Source organism: Neorhizobium sp. 05N33 (assembly GCF_056397445.1).
In genome coordinates this window covers 175,517-195,331 of sequence record NZ_JBFTNK010000001.1, presented here as the reverse complement: position 1 = coordinate 195,331, position 19,815 = coordinate 175,517, and the positions used below count along the sequence as shown (strand labels likewise).

At 60.1% G+C, this 19,815-nt stretch carries 18 protein-coding genes; 12 read left to right on the top strand and 6 right to left on the bottom strand.

The window, feature by feature from the left end:
• Positions 1 to 104 precede the first annotated feature (104 nt).
• Genes AC1DLT_RS00915 through AC1DLT_RS00900 form a run of 4 tightly spaced genes read right to left on the bottom strand, consistent with a single transcriptional unit; the run spans position 105 to position 3,074 of the window.
• A complete protein-coding gene (locus AC1DLT_RS00915) occupies positions 105 to 908 on the bottom strand; it encodes an ABC transporter ATP-binding protein (RefSeq protein ID WP_477485563.1) in 804 nt (267 codons plus the stop codon).
• Complete coding sequence (locus tag AC1DLT_RS00910; RefSeq protein ID WP_247136270.1) at positions 902 to 1,624, bottom strand: ABC transporter permease; 723 nt, start codon at positions 1,622 to 1,624, stop codon at positions 902 to 904. The genes AC1DLT_RS00915 and AC1DLT_RS00910 overlap by 7 nt, the downstream gene beginning before the upstream one ends.
• Positions 1,624 to 2,349 carry an ABC transporter permease gene (locus tag AC1DLT_RS00905; protein ID WP_477485562.1) on the bottom strand — a complete coding sequence of 242 codons (726 nt, stop codon included), beginning with the start codon at positions 2,347 to 2,349 and terminating at the stop codon, positions 1,624 to 1,626. The genes AC1DLT_RS00910 and AC1DLT_RS00905 overlap by 1 nt, the downstream gene beginning before the upstream one ends.
• A 20-nt stretch (positions 2,350 to 2,369) precedes the next feature.
• A complete protein-coding gene (locus AC1DLT_RS00900) occupies positions 2,370 to 3,074 on the bottom strand; it encodes a GntR family transcriptional regulator (RefSeq protein WP_247136272.1) in 705 nt (234 codons plus the stop codon).
• A gap of 186 nt (positions 3,075 to 3,260) precedes the next feature.
• On the opposite strand from AC1DLT_RS00900, the gene speB reads away from it, so the two are divergent.
• From speB to AC1DLT_RS00880, 4 genes are all read left to right on the top strand, one after another.
• A complete protein-coding gene (gene speB, locus AC1DLT_RS00895) occupies positions 3,261 to 4,322 on the top strand; it encodes an agmatinase (RefSeq protein WP_477482173.1) in 1,062 nt (353 codons plus the stop codon).
• Positions 4,323 to 4,383: 61 nt separating this feature from the next.
• Positions 4,384 to 5,217: a lysine/arginine/ornithine ABC transporter substrate-binding protein gene (locus tag AC1DLT_RS00890; RefSeq protein ID WP_477485561.1), complete on the top strand. Its 834-nt coding sequence runs from the start codon at positions 4,384 to 4,386 to the stop codon at positions 5,215 to 5,217.
• 102 nt (positions 5,218 to 5,319) lie between these two features.
• The gene (locus AC1DLT_RS00885) at positions 5,320 to 6,702 is read left to right on the top strand and encodes an aspartate aminotransferase family protein (protein WP_247136275.1); all 1,383 of its coding nucleotides are present in this window, start codon (positions 5,320 to 5,322) and stop codon (positions 6,700 to 6,702) included.
• A gap of 11 nt (positions 6,703 to 6,713) precedes the next feature.
• Complete coding sequence (locus tag AC1DLT_RS00880) at positions 6,714 to 8,306, top strand: gamma-glutamyltransferase family protein (RefSeq protein WP_477485560.1); 1,593 nt, start codon at positions 6,714 to 6,716, stop codon at positions 8,304 to 8,306.
• A 49-nt stretch (positions 8,307 to 8,355) separates the two neighbouring features.
• Here AC1DLT_RS00880 and AC1DLT_RS00875 read toward each other — a convergent pair whose 3' ends face one another.
• Positions 8,356 to 9,498 carry a mandelate racemase/muconate lactonizing enzyme family protein gene (locus tag AC1DLT_RS00875; protein ID WP_247136284.1) on the bottom strand — a complete coding sequence of 381 codons (1,143 nt, stop codon included), beginning with the start codon at positions 9,496 to 9,498 and terminating at the stop codon, positions 8,356 to 8,358.
• Between the two features lie 60 nt (positions 9,499 to 9,558).
• On the opposite strand from AC1DLT_RS00875, the gene AC1DLT_RS00870 reads away from it, so the two are divergent.
• From AC1DLT_RS00870 to panB, 7 genes are all read left to right on the top strand, one after another.
• Positions 9,559 to 10,254, top strand: coding sequence for a GntR family transcriptional regulator (locus AC1DLT_RS00870; RefSeq protein ID WP_247136277.1), 696 nt, complete (start codon positions 9,559 to 9,561; stop codon positions 10,252 to 10,254).
• 106 nt (positions 10,255 to 10,360) lie between these two features.
• On the top strand, positions 10,361 to 11,599 hold the full coding sequence (locus AC1DLT_RS00865; RefSeq protein WP_477485559.1) for an ABC transporter substrate-binding protein: 1,239 nt from the start codon (positions 10,361 to 10,363) through the stop codon (positions 11,597 to 11,599).
• A gap of 74 nt (positions 11,600 to 11,673) precedes the next feature.
• On the top strand, positions 11,674 to 12,579 hold the full coding sequence (locus AC1DLT_RS00860; protein ID WP_477485558.1) for a carbohydrate ABC transporter permease: 906 nt from the start codon (positions 11,674 to 11,676) through the stop codon (positions 12,577 to 12,579).
• Positions 12,576 to 13,427 carry a carbohydrate ABC transporter permease gene (locus tag AC1DLT_RS00855; protein ID WP_405029357.1) on the top strand — a complete coding sequence of 284 codons (852 nt, stop codon included), beginning with the start codon at positions 12,576 to 12,578 and terminating at the stop codon, positions 13,425 to 13,427. Before AC1DLT_RS00860 ends, AC1DLT_RS00855 begins: the two co-directional genes overlap by 4 nt.
• A gap of 10 nt (positions 13,428 to 13,437) precedes the next feature.
• Positions 13,438 to 14,547, top strand: a complete 1,110-nt coding sequence (locus AC1DLT_RS00850; protein ID WP_477485557.1) for an ABC transporter ATP-binding protein — start codon at positions 13,438 to 13,440, stop codon at positions 14,545 to 14,547.
• 87 nt (positions 14,548 to 14,634) lie between these two features.
• The gene (gene panC, locus AC1DLT_RS00845) at positions 14,635 to 15,510 is read left to right on the top strand and encodes a pantoate--beta-alanine ligase (RefSeq protein ID WP_477485556.1); all 876 of its coding nucleotides are present in this window, start codon (positions 14,635 to 14,637) and stop codon (positions 15,508 to 15,510) included.
• Positions 15,507 to 16,328: a 3-methyl-2-oxobutanoate hydroxymethyltransferase gene (gene panB, locus AC1DLT_RS00840; protein ID WP_247036234.1), complete on the top strand. Its 822-nt coding sequence runs from the start codon at positions 15,507 to 15,509 to the stop codon at positions 16,326 to 16,328. The genes panC and panB overlap by 4 nt, the downstream gene beginning before the upstream one ends.
• A 52-nt stretch (positions 16,329 to 16,380) precedes the next feature.
• Here the strand turns inward: panB and AC1DLT_RS00835 are convergent, their stop codons facing one another.
• Positions 16,381 to 17,514: an NAD(P)/FAD-dependent oxidoreductase gene (locus tag AC1DLT_RS00835; protein ID WP_477485555.1), complete on the bottom strand. Its 1,134-nt coding sequence runs from the start codon at positions 17,512 to 17,514 to the stop codon at positions 16,381 to 16,383.
• 214 nt (positions 17,515 to 17,728) lie between these two features.
• Between AC1DLT_RS00835 and AC1DLT_RS00830 the strand changes: the two genes are divergently transcribed.
• The gene (locus tag AC1DLT_RS00830; protein ID WP_477485554.1) at positions 17,729 to 19,813 is read left to right on the top strand and encodes a hydantoinase/oxoprolinase family protein; all 2,085 of its coding nucleotides are present in this window, start codon (positions 17,729 to 17,731) and stop codon (positions 19,811 to 19,813) included.
• The last annotated feature ends 2 nt before the right edge of the window (positions 19,814 to 19,815 follow it).

The window sequence follows — 19,815 nt, the reverse complement described above, 5'->3', positions numbered from 1 at the left end:
CGTTGAAAGGATGCGGCGCAACTTCTGAGCAAGCGGATGCGATCCGGCCTCAAACCGCGCGACATCAGAGAGCTCGGCCTTCAGCCGCCGCGTGTTTTTGCTCGCTATTGCCGGACGCTTGCAAGAAACTGCTGAAATCTCGGTGACTTCGGAGACCGAAAAAGCTCCGCGGGAGAGCCTTCCTCTTCCACGGCTCCCTTGTGAAGAAAAACAACTTTATTCGAGACGTCGCGGGCGAACGCCATTTCATGGGTGACGACCAGCATCGTTCGTCCCTCCTCGGCCAGCGATCGCATGACCTTGAGGACCTCTCCGACCAGCTCCGGATCAAGCGCCGACGTCGGCTCGTCAAACAGCATAACCTTCGGGCGCTGGGCAAGTGCGCGGGCAATTGCAGCACGCTGCTGTTGCCCGCCGGAGAGATGCGATGGATAAAAATGCCGTTTGTCGGCGATACCAACCCGGGCAAGCAGGGCCTCAGCCTCTTCGATACATTCGGCACGACTGCGCCTCTGCACATGGACCGGCGCTTCGATCACGTTTTCCAGGATCGTCATGTGAGACCAGAGATTGAAGTTCTGGAATACCATGCCGACATGCTGGCGGATGCGATCGACCTGGCGGCGATCGGCAGGTTCTGCTTTGCGGCGCCCTTTTTTCATAAGATATGCTTCCCCGGCGATCGAGATTTCGCCGCTATCGGGCACCTCCAGCATATTGATGCAGCGGAGCATCGTCGACTTGCCCGATCCTGACGACCCCAGAATGGAAATGACATCGCCCTCGCGCGCCTCCAGGGAAACGCCCTTCAGCACTTCCAGCGGGCCGAAACATTTGTGCAGGTTTTTTACCGAAACCGTCGGCGTCTTCGTGTTCTCGGCAGCCAAATTTATCCCTCTGCTCAGCATGCAGTTTCCCTAGGTGTCGGAGGCAATGGCGGAAGGCGCAAATGCGGCGAAAGCCAGCATTCCAGGCCGACGAGGATGCGCGTTAGCACGAAATTGATCAGCAGATAGATGGCGCTCGCGACAATGAACACTTCGAACGCTCGGAAACTATCGGCGATCAGCTTTCCCGCCAGGCCGGTGATTTCCATGATCGTGATAACCGATGCGAGAGCCGTCGCCTTTACCATCAGGACGATCTCGTTGCCGTAGGCCGGCAGCGCCTGGCGCAATGCGATCGGGAAAATGATCCGTCGAAACAGGAGAGCGCCGGACATGCCGCACGCGCGGGCGGCTTCCACCTGCTGCGCTGACACCGATTGAAGCGCGCCGCGGAAAATTTCGCCCGAATAGGCGGCCGTATTCAGGGTCAAAGCTATGACGGCGCACCAGTAGGGTTCCCGAAATATCGTCCATATACCGAGCGCCTGCAGGGACGGCCGGAATTGCCCCAAGCCGTAGTAGATGAGAAACATCTGAACGAGCAGCGGAGAGCCGCGAAACACGAACACGTAGGCGCTGGCGATTGTGCGCCCGGCCGTTCCACCCAAAACGGACGTCAACGCAATCGAAACGGCAAGAAGTGTCCCGGCGGTGATGGATATGGCGGCCATGCTCAAGGTCAGGGGGAGACCGCCCATCAGGGTTTGGAACGTCTGCGCGAGGAAGTCGAAATCCATCACAATGCCCTCCGAATTCCGCGCAAGCTTCGCGTCTCCAGCCGACGAAAAAGAATGGAGGAGATCCAGGTGATGACGAGATAGAGAACGATGGCGGTGAGGTAGAACTCGAAGGGCTTGCGGGTGGAGCCGGCAGCGATCTGCGACTGACGCAGGATTTCAACGAGGCCGGTGACGGATATCAGCGCAGATTCTTTCAGCACCAGCTGCCACGTGTTGCCAAGACCTGGCACGGCGTAGCGAAGGACGAGAGGGGCAATGATCCTGCGGAACTTCAGCCATGGTCGCATGCCTATCGCGGTGGCGGCTTCGAGTTCTCCACGCGACACGGACTGATAGGCGCCACGCAAGACCTCCGCCTGATAGGCAGCGGAAACGACGCCGAGCGCGATCGTTCCGGTCAAAAACGCGGGCATGCCGATATAACCGTCATATCCGACCATTCCCCCCAAATGACCGAGGATGGCGCTGCCGCCGAAATAAAAGAGATAAATGACGAGAAGATCCGGCACGCCGCGCAAAACGGTCGTGTAACAGTCGCCCGCCCAGCGCACCGCCAGATATCGGGACAGCTTCATGGCAGCAACAAGCGAGCCGATCATGGTGCCTGCCAGAAAACCGCACAGCGAAACGGCGACCGTCATAAGCAATGCGGTCAGCAACAGGCTGCCCCAGCCGCCCTGACCAAAACTCACAAGTACCAAGTACTTCTCGATGGCTTCCATAGACTTTCCCGTGCGGCGTCTCAGCCCGAACCGACAGCGCGTCGGTGATGCCAAATACGTTCGAGTTTCGACATGTTCTTCAGCGAGCTCTGCACATGAGCGCTCGCCGCCTTGGCGGCTTCCTCGGGATCGCGAGCCAATATTGCGTCGGCGATCGCTTTGTGCTCGTCAAAGTCTGTGTGCTCCAGATCGACCCAAAGGACCTCCAGCCAAAGGGCAAGGCGCAGCTGCTGGTAGATCTGATCCGTTGCACGTACCAACGCATCGTTCTTTGTTGCTTCGGCGATGACGCGGTGGATATGAAGGCCGAGCTGCAGGTTTTGCGCGGCGTCCGATGGCGTTCGGTTGTCGGAAACCTTCAGGACCGCCATCTGTTCGATGACGTCACGAAGGCGCGCGAGATCCTCGTCCGTCGCCTTCTCGCATGCGAGCTTCGCGGCGCAGACGTCGAGCGCCTCGCGTACGACGAGGAGATTGCAGAAACCCGTAATATCAAGATCGGTGACCGTATAACCGAGGTTTCGCTGCCCGACGACCAGCCCCTCTTCCTCGAGCTTCATCAACGCCTCCCGCAGAGGCGTGCGGCTCACGCCGAAACGTTTTGCGAGATTGTTTTCCGATAGGCGTTCCGATGGCCGAAGTTGGCCGTTCAGGATCAGATCCTTCAGCTGGCTGTAGGTCGCTTCGCGCAACGAAACCTTTGGCTCTTTGTTTGTCGCAGACACCGAATCCCTCTCAATGCTTCCATCGCTCTCACACAAATAGCGTCAAACTTGATTTGTCATGCTCGTCGTTTGGCCACTTGCATCTTTTTATGGAATACGATTATGTATACAACATTGCGCACATCAATCAATCGCTTTTGCGAGATTGTTTTTCATTGCGTGATCTGGGCGTGGTCAGGAGGTCGGATGATAGAAATTCTCGAGCTTGACGAATTGCGGGCCCGATACTCGGCGGCATCCGGTGGCGACATCTTCGATCCGGATTTCAGTAGAGTGGCAAAGCTCGTTTTCGGGGATGGCGACAGCCGTCAGGCGCCCTATTGTGGAGTGCCGTCGCTGTTGAAAGCGCCTTATCGACCTGACGCCGCGCCCGCTTTTGCTGGGATCGACGTCGCACTCCTTGGTATTCCCATGGATCTCGGCGTGACCAACCGGAGCGGAGCCCGGTTTGGGCCGCGTGCTGTGCGCAATGTCGATCGGGTAGGCCCCTATGAACATGTCCTTCGCGCAGTTCCGACAGCGCAAGTGCGGGTCGCCGATGTCGGCGACGTGCCATTCCGAAGCCGGTTCGATCTGGCTTCGTCGCATGACGATATCGAGAGTTTCGTAGCAGCCATCGTTGCGGCCGGTGTCGTGCCACTGTCAGTTGGTGGTGATCATTCAATCGGGCTGCCCATCCTGCGCGCGATCGGAAAGGAGCGCCCCGTCGGCATGATCCATATCGACGCGCATTGCGATACCGGCGGATCATTCGAAGGCTGCAAGTTCCACCACGGCGGGCCTTTCCGGCAGGCGGTGCTGGACGGCGTTCTCGATCCGAAACGCACGATTCAGATCGGCATCCGGGGTAACTCCGAGTATCTCTGGGAATTCTCGTTTGCGTCAGGAATGACGGTGATCCATGCGGAAGAGGTAGACGAGCTTGGCCTGCAAGCAGTCATCCGCAAAGCGCGCGACGTCGTGGGGGATGGACCAGTCTATGTCAGCTTCGACGTCGATTCGCTGGATCCGGCTTTCGCGCCAGGGACCGGCACACCGGAGGTCGGGGGTCTCTCCTCCGCGCAGGCGCTGGGCCTCCTGCGCGGTCTGAGAGGTCTTGATATCGTCGGCGGCGACGTTGTCGAAATTGCCCCGGAATACGATCCGACAACGAATACCGCACAGGTCGCAGCGCAGGTTCTCTTCGAACTCCTGTGCCTGTCGGCAGAGGCGTTTACGGCTCGCACGTCAGGAAAGGAAAATATCTGACGAGCAGATTTGGTTGCAACCGCTCCGTTCAAAACGGGCACAAGAAAAAGGGGAATGAACAATGAAAAAGACCATTATAGCAATCATCGCCACCACGCTGGCGGCTGGCGCTGCCTACGCACAATCGAAGCCAACGGAAATCAAGATCGCCACGGAAGGTGCCTACGAGCCGTGGAATTTCACGGGACCAGACGGCAAGCTCCAGGGGTTTGAAATCGATCTCGCAACCGATCTCTGCGGCCGCATGAAAGTCAAATGCACGATCGTAGCGCAGGATTGGGATGGCCTGATCCCCTCGCTGAACGCCAAGAAATTCGATGCAATCATGGCGTCGATGATCGTCACCCCGAAACGCCTGGAGGTGATTGCCTTCAGCAAGCCTTATGCTTCAACGGCTGCGGCTTTCATGGTGCAGAAGGACGGACCGTTGGCAAACCTGCCGGGCACCGGCACGGTCGTGGACCTGAATGGTGACAGCGCAACGCTTGATGCGGCATTGAAGCCGCTTGAGGGCGCCCTCAAAGGCAGCAATGTCGGCGCGCAGGTATCGACCGCAAATGTCGCCTTTCTCGATAAGTATTTCAAAGGCACCCTGAAAACACGCGAATACAAGACGACCGAGCAGCACGATCTCGATCTGCAGGCCGGTCGCATCGATGCCGTCGTCGCCCAGAAGACGGCTCTGATGGCGACGCTCTCGAAAGCCGATTTCAAGGACTACAAGATTGCCGGCCCGACATTCACCGGCGGCGTCTTCGGCCAGGGCATCGGCGCAGGATTGCGCAAGGACGATACTGCCCTGAAGGCGATGGTCGATGCTGCGATCGAGGCAGCCAAGGCCGACGGAACGATCGACAAGCTCGCCAAGAAATGGATCAAGACCAGCGTCGATTGATGCTTGGATCTGGAAAGCGAATGGACCCGGCAGGCGCGGAGCGCGCTTGCCGGTTCCCAACAAAACAGGCGCATCTGCGCTCGATAAATTAGGAGACACCAAGTGACGGTTTTGCCAAACTCCCTGGAAGCGCGCGATGCGGCCTTTGTATTGCACCCCTATACGAACGCATCGCAGCATCTGAAAGACGGGCCGCTGTTGATCGCGAAAGGCGACGGTGTCCACGTCATCGATAGTGATGGCAACCGCTACATCGAGGCCTTGGGCGGGCTCTTTTGTGCGTCGCTCGGATTCAGCGAGACGCGCCTCGTGGAAGCGGCATACCGGCAGATGCAGGAATTGCCTTTTTACCACAGCTTTGGCGGCAAGTCGCACGAGACCGCAATCGAATTGGCCGAGCGGCTGATCAAACTCGCGCCTGTTCCGATGTCGAAGGTGTTCTTTGCCAATTCGGGATCGGAAGCAAACGACACGGCGATGAAGCTGGTTTGGTACTATCACAACGCCATCGGCAAGCCCGAGAAGAAGAAGATCATCTCGCGGATGAGAGCCTATCACGGTGTGACGATCGCCTCGGCAAGCCTGACGGGACTTGCGAACAATCATCGAGACTTCGACCTGCCGATCGACAGGGTCCTCCATACCGATTGCCCGGAATTCTATCGTTATGGGCTTGAAGGCGAGAGCGAGGAAGAGTTTGCAACACGATGCGCAGAATCGCTTGAGCGTCTCATTCTCCAGGAAGGACCGGAGACGATCGGGGCATTTTTTGCCGAGCCGCTGATGGCGTCGGGTGGATGCATCGTCCCGCCGGCGACCTACTATGAAAAAGTCCAGGCAATCCTGCACCGCTACGACATTTTGCTGATCGCCGACGAAGTCATCTGCGGCTTTGGCCGCCTGGGGACGATGTTCGGATCGGAAAGCTTCGGCATGCGGCCTGACATGATCACCATGGCAAAGCAGCTTTCTGCCGCCTATCAGCCGATCTCGGCAATCATGATCAACGACAAGGTCCATCAGTCGATCGTCGCGGAAAGCGAAAAGATCGGCACGTTCGGTCACGGCTTCACCTATAGTGGCCATCCAGTGGCCACCGCCGTCGCGCTGGAAACACTGAAAATCTACGAGGAGCGTGACATCCTTGGACATGTTCAGTCCGTTGCGCCGTTATTTCAGGAGCGTCTGCGTGACCTCGGCGAGCATCCGCTTGTCGGCAACGCACGCGGCCGCGGCATGATCGGGACGCTCGAACTTGTCCGCAACAAGGCGACTCGGGAAGCGTTCAAGCCGACCGATGGCGTCGCGATCCAGGCCGGAAAACGCGCCCAGGCGCATGGCGTAATCACGCGTGCGCTTGGCGACAACTTTTCTTTTTGCCCGCCGCTGATCATGACGGAGACCGAAATCAACGAGATGTTCGATCGGTCTCAAGTTGCCATCGATGAGACTTACGGCTGGGCGAAAACGTGCGGCCTGATTTGAAGGGATCCATCATGCGGAATTTTGAAAAACCGGGACGGTCGGTCGCCATCGGCCGTAATGGAATGGCTGCGACCTCACATCCGATGGCGACGCTTGCAGCGCTTGAGATCCTGAAGGCGGGAGGCGCCGCGATCGATGCGGCCGTTGGGGCTTGCGCTGTCCAATGCGTCGTCGAAGCGGGTTCAACCGGCGTCGGCGGCGATTGCTTCGCTCTCCTGAGCACCAACGGCGGGGCTGACGTGGTCGCCTTCAACGGATCGGGGCGAACGCCCGCGGCCGCTGATCTGTCCTGGTACCAGAGTCAGGGGATCCGGACGATCGAACGATTTTCGCCGCACGCCGTGACCGTGCCCGGCGCCGTCGACGCCTGGACTCGCCTCGTTGCGGATCATGGTCGGATGCCGATGGAAGACGTGTTGTCGCAGGCAATATCGTTTGCACGCGAGGGTTATGGAATAACGTCCCGCGTCGCCGCCGACATCTCGCACCAGGAGGAATTGCTGAAGCGCGATCCGTCTTGTCGGCGCATATTCCTCGTTGACGGCAAGGCCCCCGATGTCGGCGCGGTCCAATATCAGCCAGAGCTGGCCGGCACGCTTGAGGCCATAGGGCGCGAGGGCCGCGATGCCTTTTATCGTGGCGGCATCGCCGAAGAGATGGTTTCTCATCTTGCCGCGCATGGCGGCCTTCACACGACCGACGATTTCGCCACCGCGGGCGGCGAGTATGTCAAGCCGATCAGCGCCAGCTATCGCGGTTGGGATGTCCATGAATGTCCACCCAACGGTCAAGGCATCATCGCACTCCTGATCCTGAAGATACTGGAGCGCTTCGCACCGGCCGGAGATCCGCTCGATCCTGAAAACCTCATCGTGGAGGTCGAAGCGACGAGACTGGCTTATGCGGCACGCGACAGATGGGTCGCAGATGCTTCCACATCTGAAACTCCTGTCGACTTTCTCATGTCCGATGCGCTTGCCGATGAACTTGCTGCAAAGATTGACCGTAAGGCCCCAGTAGATGCCAAGGCCATCCTCGGCGGCGTCGAACACTCCGACACGGTCTACATCTCAGTCGTCGACAAAGATCGCAATGCCGCGAGTTTCATCAATTCGATATTCCACCCCTACGGAAGCGGCCTGATGGCGCCGAAGTCGGGCGTGCTTTTCCATAACAGGGGTCAAAGTTTCACGCTCGAAGAGGGCCATCCCAATGCCATTGCATCCCGCAAGCGGCCGATGCACACGATCATCCCCGGCATGGTGACGAAGGGCGGGCGAACGATGATGTCCTTTGGCGTCATGGGCGGCCATTACCAGGCGATGGGGCATGCCCAATTCCTCTCCAAGTTGATCGACTACGGTCTCGACATCCAGGGCGCCATCGATCTCCCACGCCTCTTCCCGCTGCCAGGAACGGCAACGGTCGAGATGGAAGAAAGCCTTCGCCAGTCTGCCGGCGACTATTTCACGGCCAGGGGCTTCAAAGTGCAGCCGCCGAACTGGGCAATCGGCGGCGCCCAGGCCATATGGATCGATTGGGAACACGGAACGCTTCACGGCGCGTCGGATCATCGCAAGGACGGTTGCGCCTTGGGATATTGATCGCGGTGGGACCTCAGCCATGGATTGGCTGACGCGCCGTTGATGAGCGTCAAGCGAGGTATGGCAAACGAGGGTTTGTCGGGGCCGCACCAAGTTCCGATCGGTCGAGGCGCTTGGGCCGAGACCAATCCTTGCGGGCCGCTTCGCTGAGAACAAGTCCATGGCCCGGACGGTTTGGTGCGAATGCAAAACCGTCCTTGATCTCGACCGGCTGCTCCACCAGGTGATCGAAATTCTGGAACGAATATTCGAGCCATTCGACTTCCGGAAGTGCGACGGCCATGTGCACTCCGACTTCCAGGAACGTATTGCCCAGGCTGATCGGGACGCCAAGCTCGGCCGCAAGCCAACCGATCCGCATGACGTCTGTCACCTGGCCATGGACGTTCAGCAGATCGGTCCCGAAATTTTCCATAAGGATCCGTTTTCCCGTTGCGTCGAGATATTCTCCACTGTTGATCTGCGTCCAGTTGACCGCGTGACGGAGTGTCCGGAGCCCCTCGAAGTCATGGCGCAGAATTGGGTCTTCAACCCATAACAGATCATGGCCGGCGTCGCGGATCGCCGTAAGCTTCACCAGGGCTTCCTTCGAATTCCAGGCCTCGTTGGGATCGATCATGATATGTGAACCGGCAGGCACGACTTCCTTCAACAAATCGAGACGACGCATATCCCGTTTGAAGTCCGGATGGCCCACCTTGATCTTGAATGCCGTGTATCCCAGGCTCGCGGCATGTGAGAACAGCGCGCAGAACGCTTCGTCGCCGAGGTGAAAGTCGAGACCGCTGGCATAGGCGCGAACACGGTCACGACGGCTGCCGAGCAGCGTGTGGAGCGGTAATCCGACTTCCTTGGCGGCGAGGTCCCACGATGCGACCTGCAGCGCCTCGTGAAATGGCAGCGAAAAGGCGCGCTGGTTGCCGCCCCGCGGGCGATGTACGCGATGGACCAGCGCGATAGCTTCCTGGCCCGCGATGCCGGGCCAAACCTCGTTTGCAAAAACCGCCTCGATCTCGGCTTGATCCGGGAGGGGATGAAAGAGAGTCTGGATAAAGCCCAGCCCGATCTTTCCGCTTTCGCCCACAAGTTCGAGAGCAGCGACGTTGACATCGTCGGCTCGGACCTGACTGTCTCCGATTACCCTGTCGCGGGCGAACTGAAATCGGGTTATACGGAATTCTGATAGGGGCATAACAGCGCTCTCTGATCGTTTTAATTTGGCAACTGATCTATCAATGGTATTATCGGACGTATGAAAAAATCGCAAGCGCGTAAGGGAAGATCAACCGACGTCGAATCCGCCGCGCCGCGCCTCAGCGACGTCGCCTATGAGCGGATCCTCGAGAGTCTGTTCGAACGAAAGGTTCCTGTGGGCGCATTCATCTCCCAGAGCGAGCTCTCGGAAATCGTCGGCGTGCCGGTCGCGCCGCTCCGCGACGCCCTGCGAATGCTTGAGGCCGAAGGCATTCTGACGATCCATCCGCGCTCCGGAATCCAGTTCGTTCGACCGGGTCTCGACCTGACGCGTGCGACATATCAGTTCCGCTCGATCATCGAGAGGTCGGCCGTGCGAGTCTTTGCCGAACAGGCCGAAGAGGAGTTGATGAACAGTCTGGAAGTCCGCCATTCCAGGCTTATGCGTAAACTGGAGAGAGATGGACTTACCGTCGATCATCTCGCGGAGATGGATCTCCTCGAGCTCGAGCTTCACGGCCAGATCGTCGCGGCACTGCGTAATCCGCTGATCGATACGGCCTATCGTAGAATGCACAACTACCTGCGTTTGCTGCGATTGGAACGGAAGGTCACGCCTCCGATCCTCATTAGGACATTGAAGGAGCATCTGGATATTCTGGAGGCATGTTCCACCAGGGATGCCGATGCCGCAGAGAAGGCGCTTCAGGCGCATTTCCAGGCAGCGATTCATCGAAATATGGGACTGGTTTGACCGGAACCGCGCGTCCAGTCGTCTTGGCCTTGCCGAGCCTTCGAAAGATTGCTATCTCTATCTGATCGATCAGATTTGCAATCTGATATGTGGGAGGATGGATTAGATGCAGATCACCAAACGTGAGTTTCTCGCCGCGACGGCCGCCCTGGCGCTGGCCGGCAACATTCGCTCCGCCAATGCGGCGACCGCGATAAATTACTGGCACCATTTCACGAGCCAATCGGAGATGGCCGGCCTGTTGAAAATCATCGAGCTGTTCGGCAAGGCTCACCCGGGCGTCACGGTCACGCAGGAAAGCATCCCGAACTCTGAATATATGGCGAAGGTTTCGTCCGCGGTCGTGGCCGGCGGCCGGCCGGATACCGGTATGGTCATCGCGGAACGCTTCGCCGACCTGACGGCGATGGGCGCATTGACGGACATTACCAAGCGGGTGAGTGCATGGAAGGGCAAGGCCAATCTGCCGGAAAACCGGTGGACTGGCATGTCCCAAGGGGGCGCCGTATATGCCGTTCCAGCTTATGCCTTCGTCGACTGGATGTATTACCGAAAGGACTATTTTGAGGAAGCGGGCCTGGCGGGCCCGCCGAAGACCTTGGACGAGTTCATTACCGCCTGCAGGAAACTGACCAACCCCGCGAAAGGTCGCTACGCGTTCGGCATGCGAGGTGGCGCGGGAGCATTCAAATACGTCATCGACATGATCGAATCCTTCGGCTCTCCGATCGTGAAGGACGGGCAGGCGGCGATCGACAAGGCGGCAGCAGTCGAGGCCATCAGCTTCTATTCGAGCCTCTTTCTCAAGGAGAAGGTCGTTCCACCAAGCGCGCCCAACGACAGCTATCGCCAGATCATGGAAGGATTCCGCACCGGTCAGACCGCCATGGTCTGGCATCATACGGGGTCGCTGATCGAAATCTCCGCTGCTCTCAAAGCGGGCGAACAGTTCGCCACGGCTCCCATGCCGGCGGGCCCGAAGGCCCATATTGCGCGTGTTGCGTATGCCGGCAACGGCATCATGAAGGACGACAATATCGACGCTGCCTGGGACTGGATCAGTTTCTGGGGTGAGACGGACGCGGCAGTCGCCCTGCTGGAAGCAACGGGCTATTTCCCCGCGTCGACGGCGGCGCTTGAGGACAAGCGGATCAAGTCCAATCCGGTCTATCAGGCCGCTTCAAAAACACTCGAGTTCGGGCGGCTGCCCAACAGTTTCGTCGGCGCTGCAGGGTGGTCGGAAAATGTCGTCAATCCCGCCTTCCAGTCGGTTCTGACTGGGCAGTTGACACCCGTGCAGGCCGTTGAGCGCATGATCCAAGGGCTCGAAGCCGCGCTTCGTTAGTCAACCAGACGCGATGACCGTAACGTCGTCGCGTCCCAGAGGACGGCATGCGCCGCGATCATATGAAGTCAATCTTGCCACGTGGACCAATCACGCTGCTCGGAAACCTTTCCGAAACGCGGTATTGGGTCTACCTCCTGCTGTTTCCGAGCCTTGTCCTGCTTCTGCTGGTGGTCGCCTATCCGACGCTCTACGGCTTCGTCATCAGCGTGCGGGAAATGCGCCTCACCCGGCCGGGCCTTAACGGCTGGGTTGGGATAAAGCACTACGTCGCGATGATGTCGGATCGGGTCTTCTGGATCTCGTTGAAAAATACAGCGATCTGGGTGACGGCAGCTATCGCCATCGAAGTGACGCTCGGCTTCGTCGCAGCCGTGGCGCTCAACCGCAACCTTCCAGGTACGAAGTTATTCGGCGTGCTGATCCTGCTTCCCTATTTCCTGCCGAATGTGGTGGCCGGACATATGTGGGCTCTCTTGCTGGATCCACGGCTGGGCGTCATCAACGACCTGCTGGTAGGGATCGGGATATTGAGCACCTACAAAGCGTGGTTTGCCGATCCGGCCACCGCGTTGGCCGCGACTATTCTGGTCGAGGCGTGGCACGGTTTCCCGTTCTTCGCACTTCTGTTTCTTGCCGGATTGAAGGGCATCCCGGAGGACCTGTACAAAGCTGCGGCGGTCGATGGCGCAGGCCCCGTCCGTCAGTTTCGTCTGATCACGGTGCCCATGCTGAAGACGGTGATCGCCGCGGCCGTCATCCTGCGCGTGATCAGCCTCGTCAACTCGCCGGACCTGCTGCTCGTCTTGACCGGCGGAGGCCCCGGCAACGCCACGCAGGTCCTGTCGCTCTATGCGTTCCAGACTGCCTATCGCGAGTTCAATTTCGGGTATGCGGGCGCGCTTTCGGTCGTCATGTTCATCCTCCTCATGCTGTTTGCGACCATCTACATCAGGCTAACGCGCGTCACGAAGGAATGAGAATGCTCAAGACCAGCCGCAGCCGGCGCCTTGCGGGAGACATCCTGACCTATGCCGTGCTGACAACTCTGACGACGTTCTGCCTCGGGCCGATCCTCTGGATGTTTCTCACGTCCCTCAAGACGGAGGCGGACATCGTCACCTCGCATATGCAGTACATCCCCCGAACGGTCACCTTTCAAAACTATGTCGCCATCTGGACGCAATCGAACTTTCCGGTGCTGATTGCAAACAGCTTGGTGGTAACCACAATTACCGTGGTGATCTGCGTTCTGACCGGGACGCTCGCGGCTTATGCATTCGCGCGGCTGCCATTCAAAGGCCGAGACAAAATCATGCTCGGCTATCTGCTGGTGCGGATGTTCCCGGCCGTTATGGTGATCATCCCGCTCTACGTCATGATGCGGACCGTGGGCCTGGTCGACAGCCGCTTCGGACTGGCGCTTGCCTATACCAGCTTTCTGTTGCCGCTGTTTGCCTGGATGCTCAAGGGCTTTTTCGATGCCGCGCCGAAAGAGCTGGAAAGCGCTGCTCGGATCGATGGCTCCACACGACTTGGAGCCATGGTGCGCATCGTCTTGCCATTGGCGCGAAATGGTCTCGTCGCCAGTTCGGTATTCATCGCGATCGCCGCGTGGAACGAGTTCATTTTTGCGCTCATGTTGACGACCGGGCAGGGTTCACGAACGTGGCCTGTCGGATTGCAACTGATGGTCGGCGAATTCCAACTGCCGTGGGGAGTGCTGGCCGCCGGCGGCATACTCAGCATCCTGCCGGTGGTCGTCCTCTTCGCGATCGTTCAGCGCGCGATGGTCCAGGGTCTTACCGCAGGCGCGATCAAGGGTTGAGGAGAAAACGATGGCCACCCTTTCCATAAGCGGTATCCGCAAATCCTACGGGGCGCTCGATGTTCTCCACGGAATAGACGTCGATCTGGAAGACGGCGGCTTTCTGGTGCTGCTTGGACCCTCCGGATGCGGCAAGTCCACCTTGTTGAACATCATTGCCGGGCTCGACGAACCGTCGGCCGGGGATATCGCCATCGCGGGCCGGTCGGTCACGGCCCTGCCGCCGAAAGATCGGAACATCGCAATGGTGTTTCAGTCCTACGCGCTGTACCCGACGATGTCGGTCGAACGAAACATCGGCTTCGGGCTCGAAATGCGGGGCGTGCCCGAGCAAGAGCGCAAGGCGGAAATTCGCAAAGCGGCGGAGATGCTTCAGATCGGGCATCTTCTCGATCGCCTTCCCGCAAATTTGTCCGGCGGCCAGAGGCAACGTGTTGCCATGGGGCGCGCAATCGTGCGCAATCCCGATCTTTTTCTCTTCGACGAACCGCTCTCGAACCTGGACGCGAAACTGCGCGTCGAGATGAGAACCGAGATAAAACGTCTTCATGAACGTCTTGGCACCAGCATTGTCTACGTCACCCACGACCAGATCGAAGCGATGACGCTGGCGACGAAGGTGGCCGTAATGAAGGGCGGTTATGTTCAGCAGCTTGCCGATCCTCGAACTATCTACGAACGCCCTGCCAACATGTTCGTCGCAGGGTTCATCGGTTCTCCGGCAATGAATTTCATTCGGGGGAAACTTCTTTCGGATGCTGACGGAACCCGGTTCACGAGCGAGGGAGTGCTCGTCGCGCTCAGCGGTCCCGGGATCGCGAACGGAACGCGAGAGTGCGTGTTCGGCGTCAGACCGGAGGAGCTCAAGGTCGTCGAGACGGAGGACGCTTTTCTTGAGGGAGTGATCGACGTCGTGGAGCCGACGGGTCCGGACACCATGGTCACGGCCATTATCGGCAATCAGGCTGTCATAGCCAGAGCTGAACCGCGGTTCAAGGGTCGAAGAGGCGACCAGATTCGTTTCAAGGTCGATCCTTCAAGCATCAATCTTTTCGACGCCGAAACTGAGGCTAGAATAGATACTGGCGATGAGCCTCCAGTCCGTATCGCGTCGGTCTAATCGGTTTTATCGAAAGGCCTGCATTGACGTCTAGCCGCGCTTGCTCTCTCTATCCGCGCCGATGTGATCGTGGCCAGGGAGGGCAACATGCGGGTCCTATCGAGCATTGAGGCGCTGCGCGCGGCACTTGCCGCAGCCAAGGCGAAAGGCGGGACGGTCGGCTTCGTTCCGACCATGGGTTATCTCCATGCCGGACATATGGAACTTGTCTCGCGAGCCCGCGCTGAAAACGAAATCGTTGTCGCATCGATTTTCGTGAACCCGCTTCAGTTCGGTCCGGCCGAAGACCTCAGTCGATATCCGCGCGATCTGGAACGCGACAGGGCGATGCTGGAGGCGGCAGGCGTCGATATCCTGTTTGCGCCGGGCGTCGAGGATATGTACCCGCAGCCCATGAAGACGGTGGTTGATGTGCCGGAGCTTGGATGCGAGCTCGAAGGCGCGGTTCGACCCGGACATTTTGCGGGCGTGGCGACCGTCGTCAACAAGCTCTTCAATATCGTCCAGCCGAGGAACGCCTATTTCGGCGAAAAGGATTACCAGCAGGTCGTCATCATCAAACGGATGGTCGACGATCTTGCATTGCCGGTGCGCGTCGTTGCCGTGCCGACGGTTCGGGATGCGGATGGTCTCGCCCTGTCATCCCGCAACGTCTATCTCAGCGAGGAAGAAAGACACGCTGCGGTCGTCGTCCCTCGCGCCTTGGACGAGGCGGAGCGTCTCGTCGCTCAGGGTCTCACGGACCCGCAGGTCCTTGAAGAAAAGCTTGTCGGCTTCATCAGCCGCGAGCCGCTCGCAAAACCGGAAGTCGTCGCGGTCAGGGATGCCTCGACGTTGCAGGCTATCGCGAAGATCGAGGATCCGGTGGTTGTTGCGCTGTTCGTGCGGGTCGGCACGACCAAGCTTCTCGACAACCGGGTGATTGCGAAAAAAACGATGTCTGGGACAGGAGAAGCGCGATGAGTGCCGCGGGCTCCTTAAAGCGCCTGACGCCCAGTCGGATCCGGGCGATGAAGGGTGGAGCGCCGATCGTCTGCCTGACCGCCTACACAACGCCGATGGCGCGGCTGCTGGATGAACACTGCGATCTTCTGCTTGTCGGGGATTCGCTCGGCATGGTCCTCTACGGCATGGAGAGCACCGTTTCGGTGACGCTCGACATGATGATCGCGCACGGCAAGGCGGTGATGCGCGGTGTCACGAGATCCTGCGTGGTCGTCGACATGCCCTTTGGCAGTTATCAGGAAACCAGGGAATTGGCCTATCGCAATGCCGTGCGCATTCTGCAGGAAACCGGCTGCGACGCGGTCAAACTCGAAGGTGGTGAAGAGATGGCCGAGACCATCGCTTTCCTGACCGCTCGCGGCATCCCGGTCCTTGGCCACATCGGCCTGATGCCGCAGCAGGTTCATACCGCAGGTGGCTACCGATCCGTCGGCCATTCGGACGAAGAAGTGGCGAAGATCCGGCGCGATGCCGAAGCGGTCGGCAACTCCGGAGCCTTTGCGGTCGTTATCGAGGGCACGGTCGAGACATTGGCTCGTGAGATGACGGCAGCTATCGCCGTTCCAACCATCGGAATCGGCGCATCGGTTGCTTGTGACGGCCAAATCCTCGTTTCGGACGACATGCTTGGGCTGTTCAACGACTTCACGCCGCGCTTCGTCAAGCGCTATGACGAGCTGGGCAAGAGGGTGGGAGCGGCCGCCGCAGCTTATGCGGGCGATGTTCGCTCCCGAGCGTTTCCCACGAAGGAGCATACGTTCAAGCGCCGGTCGTGATGGCACGCTTTGTTGAACTGGAGAGCAAGGGAGCGGAGACGTGTGACGGTGGCTAACTTAGTTCCTGCCCCTCGTCCTGCCTGGAAAACCGTTCTATCCGGAAGTCATGGATGGGCGTCTCGGTCGCGCCGGTCGAGATTAATTCCGCCATCACGTCGCCGACACCGGGGCCGAGCTGGAAGCCGTGGCCGCAAAATCCGAAGGCATGGAACAGCCCCGGCGTTGTTGCCGATCGTCCCATGACGGGAAGGCCGTCGCCGACATAACCCTCGCAGCCGGACCAGGTGCGGATCACCGAGACATTGGCAAGCGCCGGCAGGATCGGCAGGAGGGCGCGCAGCTGGCCGGGAAGCCGGGCGGGGTCGGCCTTGGCATGACCGGTATCGAGCGAAACATCGGTACGTTCCGCTCCGCCACCGAAGACGATGTTTCCGCGTTCCACCTGGCGCAGGTAACCACCGCCGTGGTCATGCGCCCAGACGCCGACAACCGGGAGGATGCGGTGCGGCAGTGGCTCGGTTACCCCCATCTGCGGCCCCTTCGCGACGATCGGGACGGCTTCGCCGAACTGCGCGGAGATCCGGGCGCCCCAGGCGCCGGCGGTGTTGAGCAGGAAGGCAGCGGCATGGACGCCGTTCGAGGTCTCCACCTCGAAGCCATAGGCACCTCGCCGGATCGCTTTCACCTCCACGCTCTCGACGATCTTAGCACCGATACGTCTCGCGGCATCCGCGAAAGCCGGGGCGATCAGGCGCGGATTGCCGCTTCCGTCCTCCGGGGAAAAGGATGCGGCGATTGCCTCGGGCCCGAGCCCCGGAAAACGTGCATGGAGCTCCGCCGCGGTAAGTTCCTCAAGGTTGAGACCCCAAGGTCTGGCGGCTGTCGCGAAGCTGCGCATCTCCTCGAGACCCGCCTGGCTGAACACCAGACGGACATGGCCGGTCGCCCGAAATTCGACGTCCCGATCCAGCATCTCCGCCGCCTTGCCCCAAAGCGTCAGGGATCGTCGGGCGAGGGGAAGTTGCGGCAGGTAGCGGCCGCTGCGGCGGATATTGCCGAACGAGGCGACCGTTGCGCCGCTGCCCACCCGGTTCCGCTCGATGAGCGTCACGCGCAGACCGCGCCGGGCAAGAAAATAGGTCGATGCGGCCCCCATCAGGCCGCCACCCAGCACGATCACTTCCATAAGGCCGTTTCCGCAATGTCTCTCATCCCCGCCACCATTCCGGTGCGGCCGGCCGGTGTCAAAGTCGAGGTTTTCATCTCCCCATAAGCCGGACCTATGGGACGTCCGTGGCGAGGCATAAGCGGCACTTATGGGCAGCGGTTTTTTTGCACTTGGACCGGCTTTGCTCATTCGTGCCAGCTTCATGACAAGCAGCAGGAAAGGATTGAGCGACATGGACAGTGCGGCCGCGCCAGGCAAAGGAACCAGCGATCAGCAGGACTGGAAGATCGGCGTCGACATCGGCGGGACCTTCATCGACTTCTGTGCACTGGAAACGCGATCGGGCCGGGTTGCCTCGCTCAAGGTTCTGACGACACCGGACGATCCGGGTGCGGAACTGATGACGGGACTGTCGCTTCTGGCCGAACGGGAAGGGCTCGACCCCGCAGCCATCAGCCGTTTTGTCCATGGAACGACCGTCGGCATCAACACCGTGATCCAGCGTCGCGGCGTGTCGCTGGCGCTGATGACCAATGCCGGTTTCGAAGACGTCATCGAGCTGGCGCGGTTGCGGATGCCCGACGTCTATTCCCTGTTCTGCTCCCGGCCGGACCAGCTCATCGCCCGCGACATGATCTTCGGCATCCCCGCTCGCCTGCGGGCGGATGGCAGCGAGATCGAGGCGCCGGATCTGGAGGCGGTCGCGGCAGCGGTGAGCAAGGCGAAGGCCAATGGCGCCGCCGGCATCATCGTCTCCTTCCTGCATTCGTGGCGCACCGACATCCATGAGGTGGCGGTCAAGCAGGAAATCGCAAGGCTCGCCCCCGAACTCTTCGTCTTCACGTCATCCGAGGTCTGGCCGGTGATCCGCGAATACGAGCGGACCACCACTGCTATCCTCAATGGTTACGTCCATCCGCGTGTCTCCGGTTATCTGACCGCACTCGAGGAAAAGCTGTTGTCGCGTGGCGTCACGGCGCCGGCGCTGCTGACCAAGTCCAACGGCGGCGTGATGAATGCCGACGAAGGCAAACGGTCCTGCGTGCAGATGCTGTTGTCCGGCACGGCCTCCGGTGTCATAGGCGCCGCCTGGCTCGCCCGTCGTGCCGGCGAGAAGCATATCCTCACCCTCGACATCGGCGGCACCTCGGCCGACTTTGCCCTGATCATCGATGGCGAACCGCAATTCGGCACCGGCGAACTGATCGGCGAGTTCCCGCTGCATATCCCGTCTGTGTCGGTCAGCTCGATCGGCATCGGTGGCGGTTCTATCGCAAGCGTCGATGCGCAAGGCGTGTTGCGGGTCGGACCGGAATCGGCAGGCTCGACACCCGGACCTGCCTGTTACGGACGCGGCGGGGAGCAGGCGACCGTGACCGACGCCATGGCCGTCTGCGGCTGGCTCGGTCACAGCCAGATGGCCTACGGGCAGCTACAGATCGACGTCGGCCTTGCCCGCGCGGCCGTCACCCGGCTGGCGGAAAAAATCGGCCGCACCGCGGAGGAGGCTGCCCAGGCCATCCTCGACGTCGCCATCTCGGAAATGTTCGTGGAGGTTGAGAAACTCGCATCACGCGCCGGCGTCGATCTCAGGGAATTCACGCTGATGCCGTTCGGCGGCGGCGGCCCGATGCTCGGCGCGTTCCTCGCCCGCGAATTTCGCATGGCGAAGGTGATCGGCGCACCGCGCCCGGGTGTCGTCTCGGCGCTCGGGGGCCTGGTGGCAGATCTGCGCGGCGACTTCATCCGCACCGTGTTTACCCATCTCTCCGACGAGGCGGCACTACAATTGCGCGAGGCGCTGGACGCACTTGCCGTCGAGGGGCGCAACTGGCTCGCCAAGCAGGGGCATGCCGGCGCCGCGACGCTCAATGTCTCCGCCGACATGCGTTATGTCGGCCAAAGCTTCGAGATTGAAGTGCCGATCCAGCCAGCCTGGATCGCCGAGGGCAAGCTCGGTTCGATCGAGGAGGCCTTCCATGCGATGCATGCCCGGCTCTACGACTTCCATGATCCGGACGGAGCGATCGAGATCGTCAACCTGCGTCTCTCGGCAATCGGCGCCGGCCCGGCATTGGAAATCCCTGTCGATGCCCGCGAGGACGGTGAGGCGGTCAACCCCGAGCGCGAGATCCCGGTCTTTACCGGCAAGAGCTTCGAGTGGATCGGCCTCTATCGGCGTGATCGGCTGCGTCCCGGCAGCCGCTTCGCCGGCCCGGCGGTCGTTGCCCAGGAAGATACGACCTTTGCAATCCCGAGCGGCACACATGTCGAGGTCGATCGTCAACTGAACCTGCATCTCACCTTTTCGGAGTAACG

Coding starts and splice junctions, on each gene's coding strand:
- AC1DLT_RS00915 (WP_477485563.1), bottom strand. CDS start 908: ATGCTGAGCAGAGGGATAAATTTGGCTGCCGAGAACACGAAGACGCCG.
- AC1DLT_RS00910 (WP_247136270.1), bottom strand. CDS start 1,624: ATGGATTTCGACTTCCTCGCGCAGACGTTCCAAACCCTGATGGGCGGT.
- AC1DLT_RS00905 (WP_477485562.1), bottom strand. CDS start 2,349: ATGGAAGCCATCGAGAAGTACTTGGTACTTGTGAGTTTTGGTCAGGGC.
- speB (WP_477482173.1), top strand. CDS start 3,261: ATGATAGAAATTCTCGAGCTTGACGAATTGCGGGCCCGATACTCGGCG.
- AC1DLT_RS00890 (WP_477485561.1), top strand. CDS start 4,384: ATGAAAAAGACCATTATAGCAATCATCGCCACCACGCTGGCGGCTGGC.
- AC1DLT_RS00880 (WP_477485560.1), top strand. CDS start 6,714: ATGCGGAATTTTGAAAAACCGGGACGGTCGGTCGCCATCGGCCGTAAT.
- AC1DLT_RS00875 (WP_247136284.1), bottom strand. CDS start 9,498: ATGCCCCTATCAGAATTCCGTATAACCCGATTTCAGTTCGCCCGCGAC.
- AC1DLT_RS00870 (WP_247136277.1), top strand. CDS start 9,559: ATGAAAAAATCGCAAGCGCGTAAGGGAAGATCAACCGACGTCGAATCC.
- AC1DLT_RS00865 (WP_477485559.1), top strand. CDS start 10,361: ATGCAGATCACCAAACGTGAGTTTCTCGCCGCGACGGCCGCCCTGGCG.
- AC1DLT_RS00855 (WP_405029357.1), top strand. CDS start 12,576: ATGAGAATGCTCAAGACCAGCCGCAGCCGGCGCCTTGCGGGAGACATC.
- AC1DLT_RS00850 (WP_477485557.1), top strand. CDS start 13,438: ATGGCCACCCTTTCCATAAGCGGTATCCGCAAATCCTACGGGGCGCTC.
- panC (WP_477485556.1), top strand. CDS start 14,635: ATGCGGGTCCTATCGAGCATTGAGGCGCTGCGCGCGGCACTTGCCGCA.
- panB (WP_247036234.1), top strand. CDS start 15,507: ATGAGTGCCGCGGGCTCCTTAAAGCGCCTGACGCCCAGTCGGATCCGG.
- AC1DLT_RS00835 (WP_477485555.1), bottom strand. CDS start 17,514: ATGGAAGTGATCGTGCTGGGTGGCGGCCTGATGGGGGCCGCATCGACC.
- AC1DLT_RS00830 (WP_477485554.1), top strand. CDS start 17,729: ATGGACAGTGCGGCCGCGCCAGGCAAAGGAACCAGCGATCAGCAGGAC.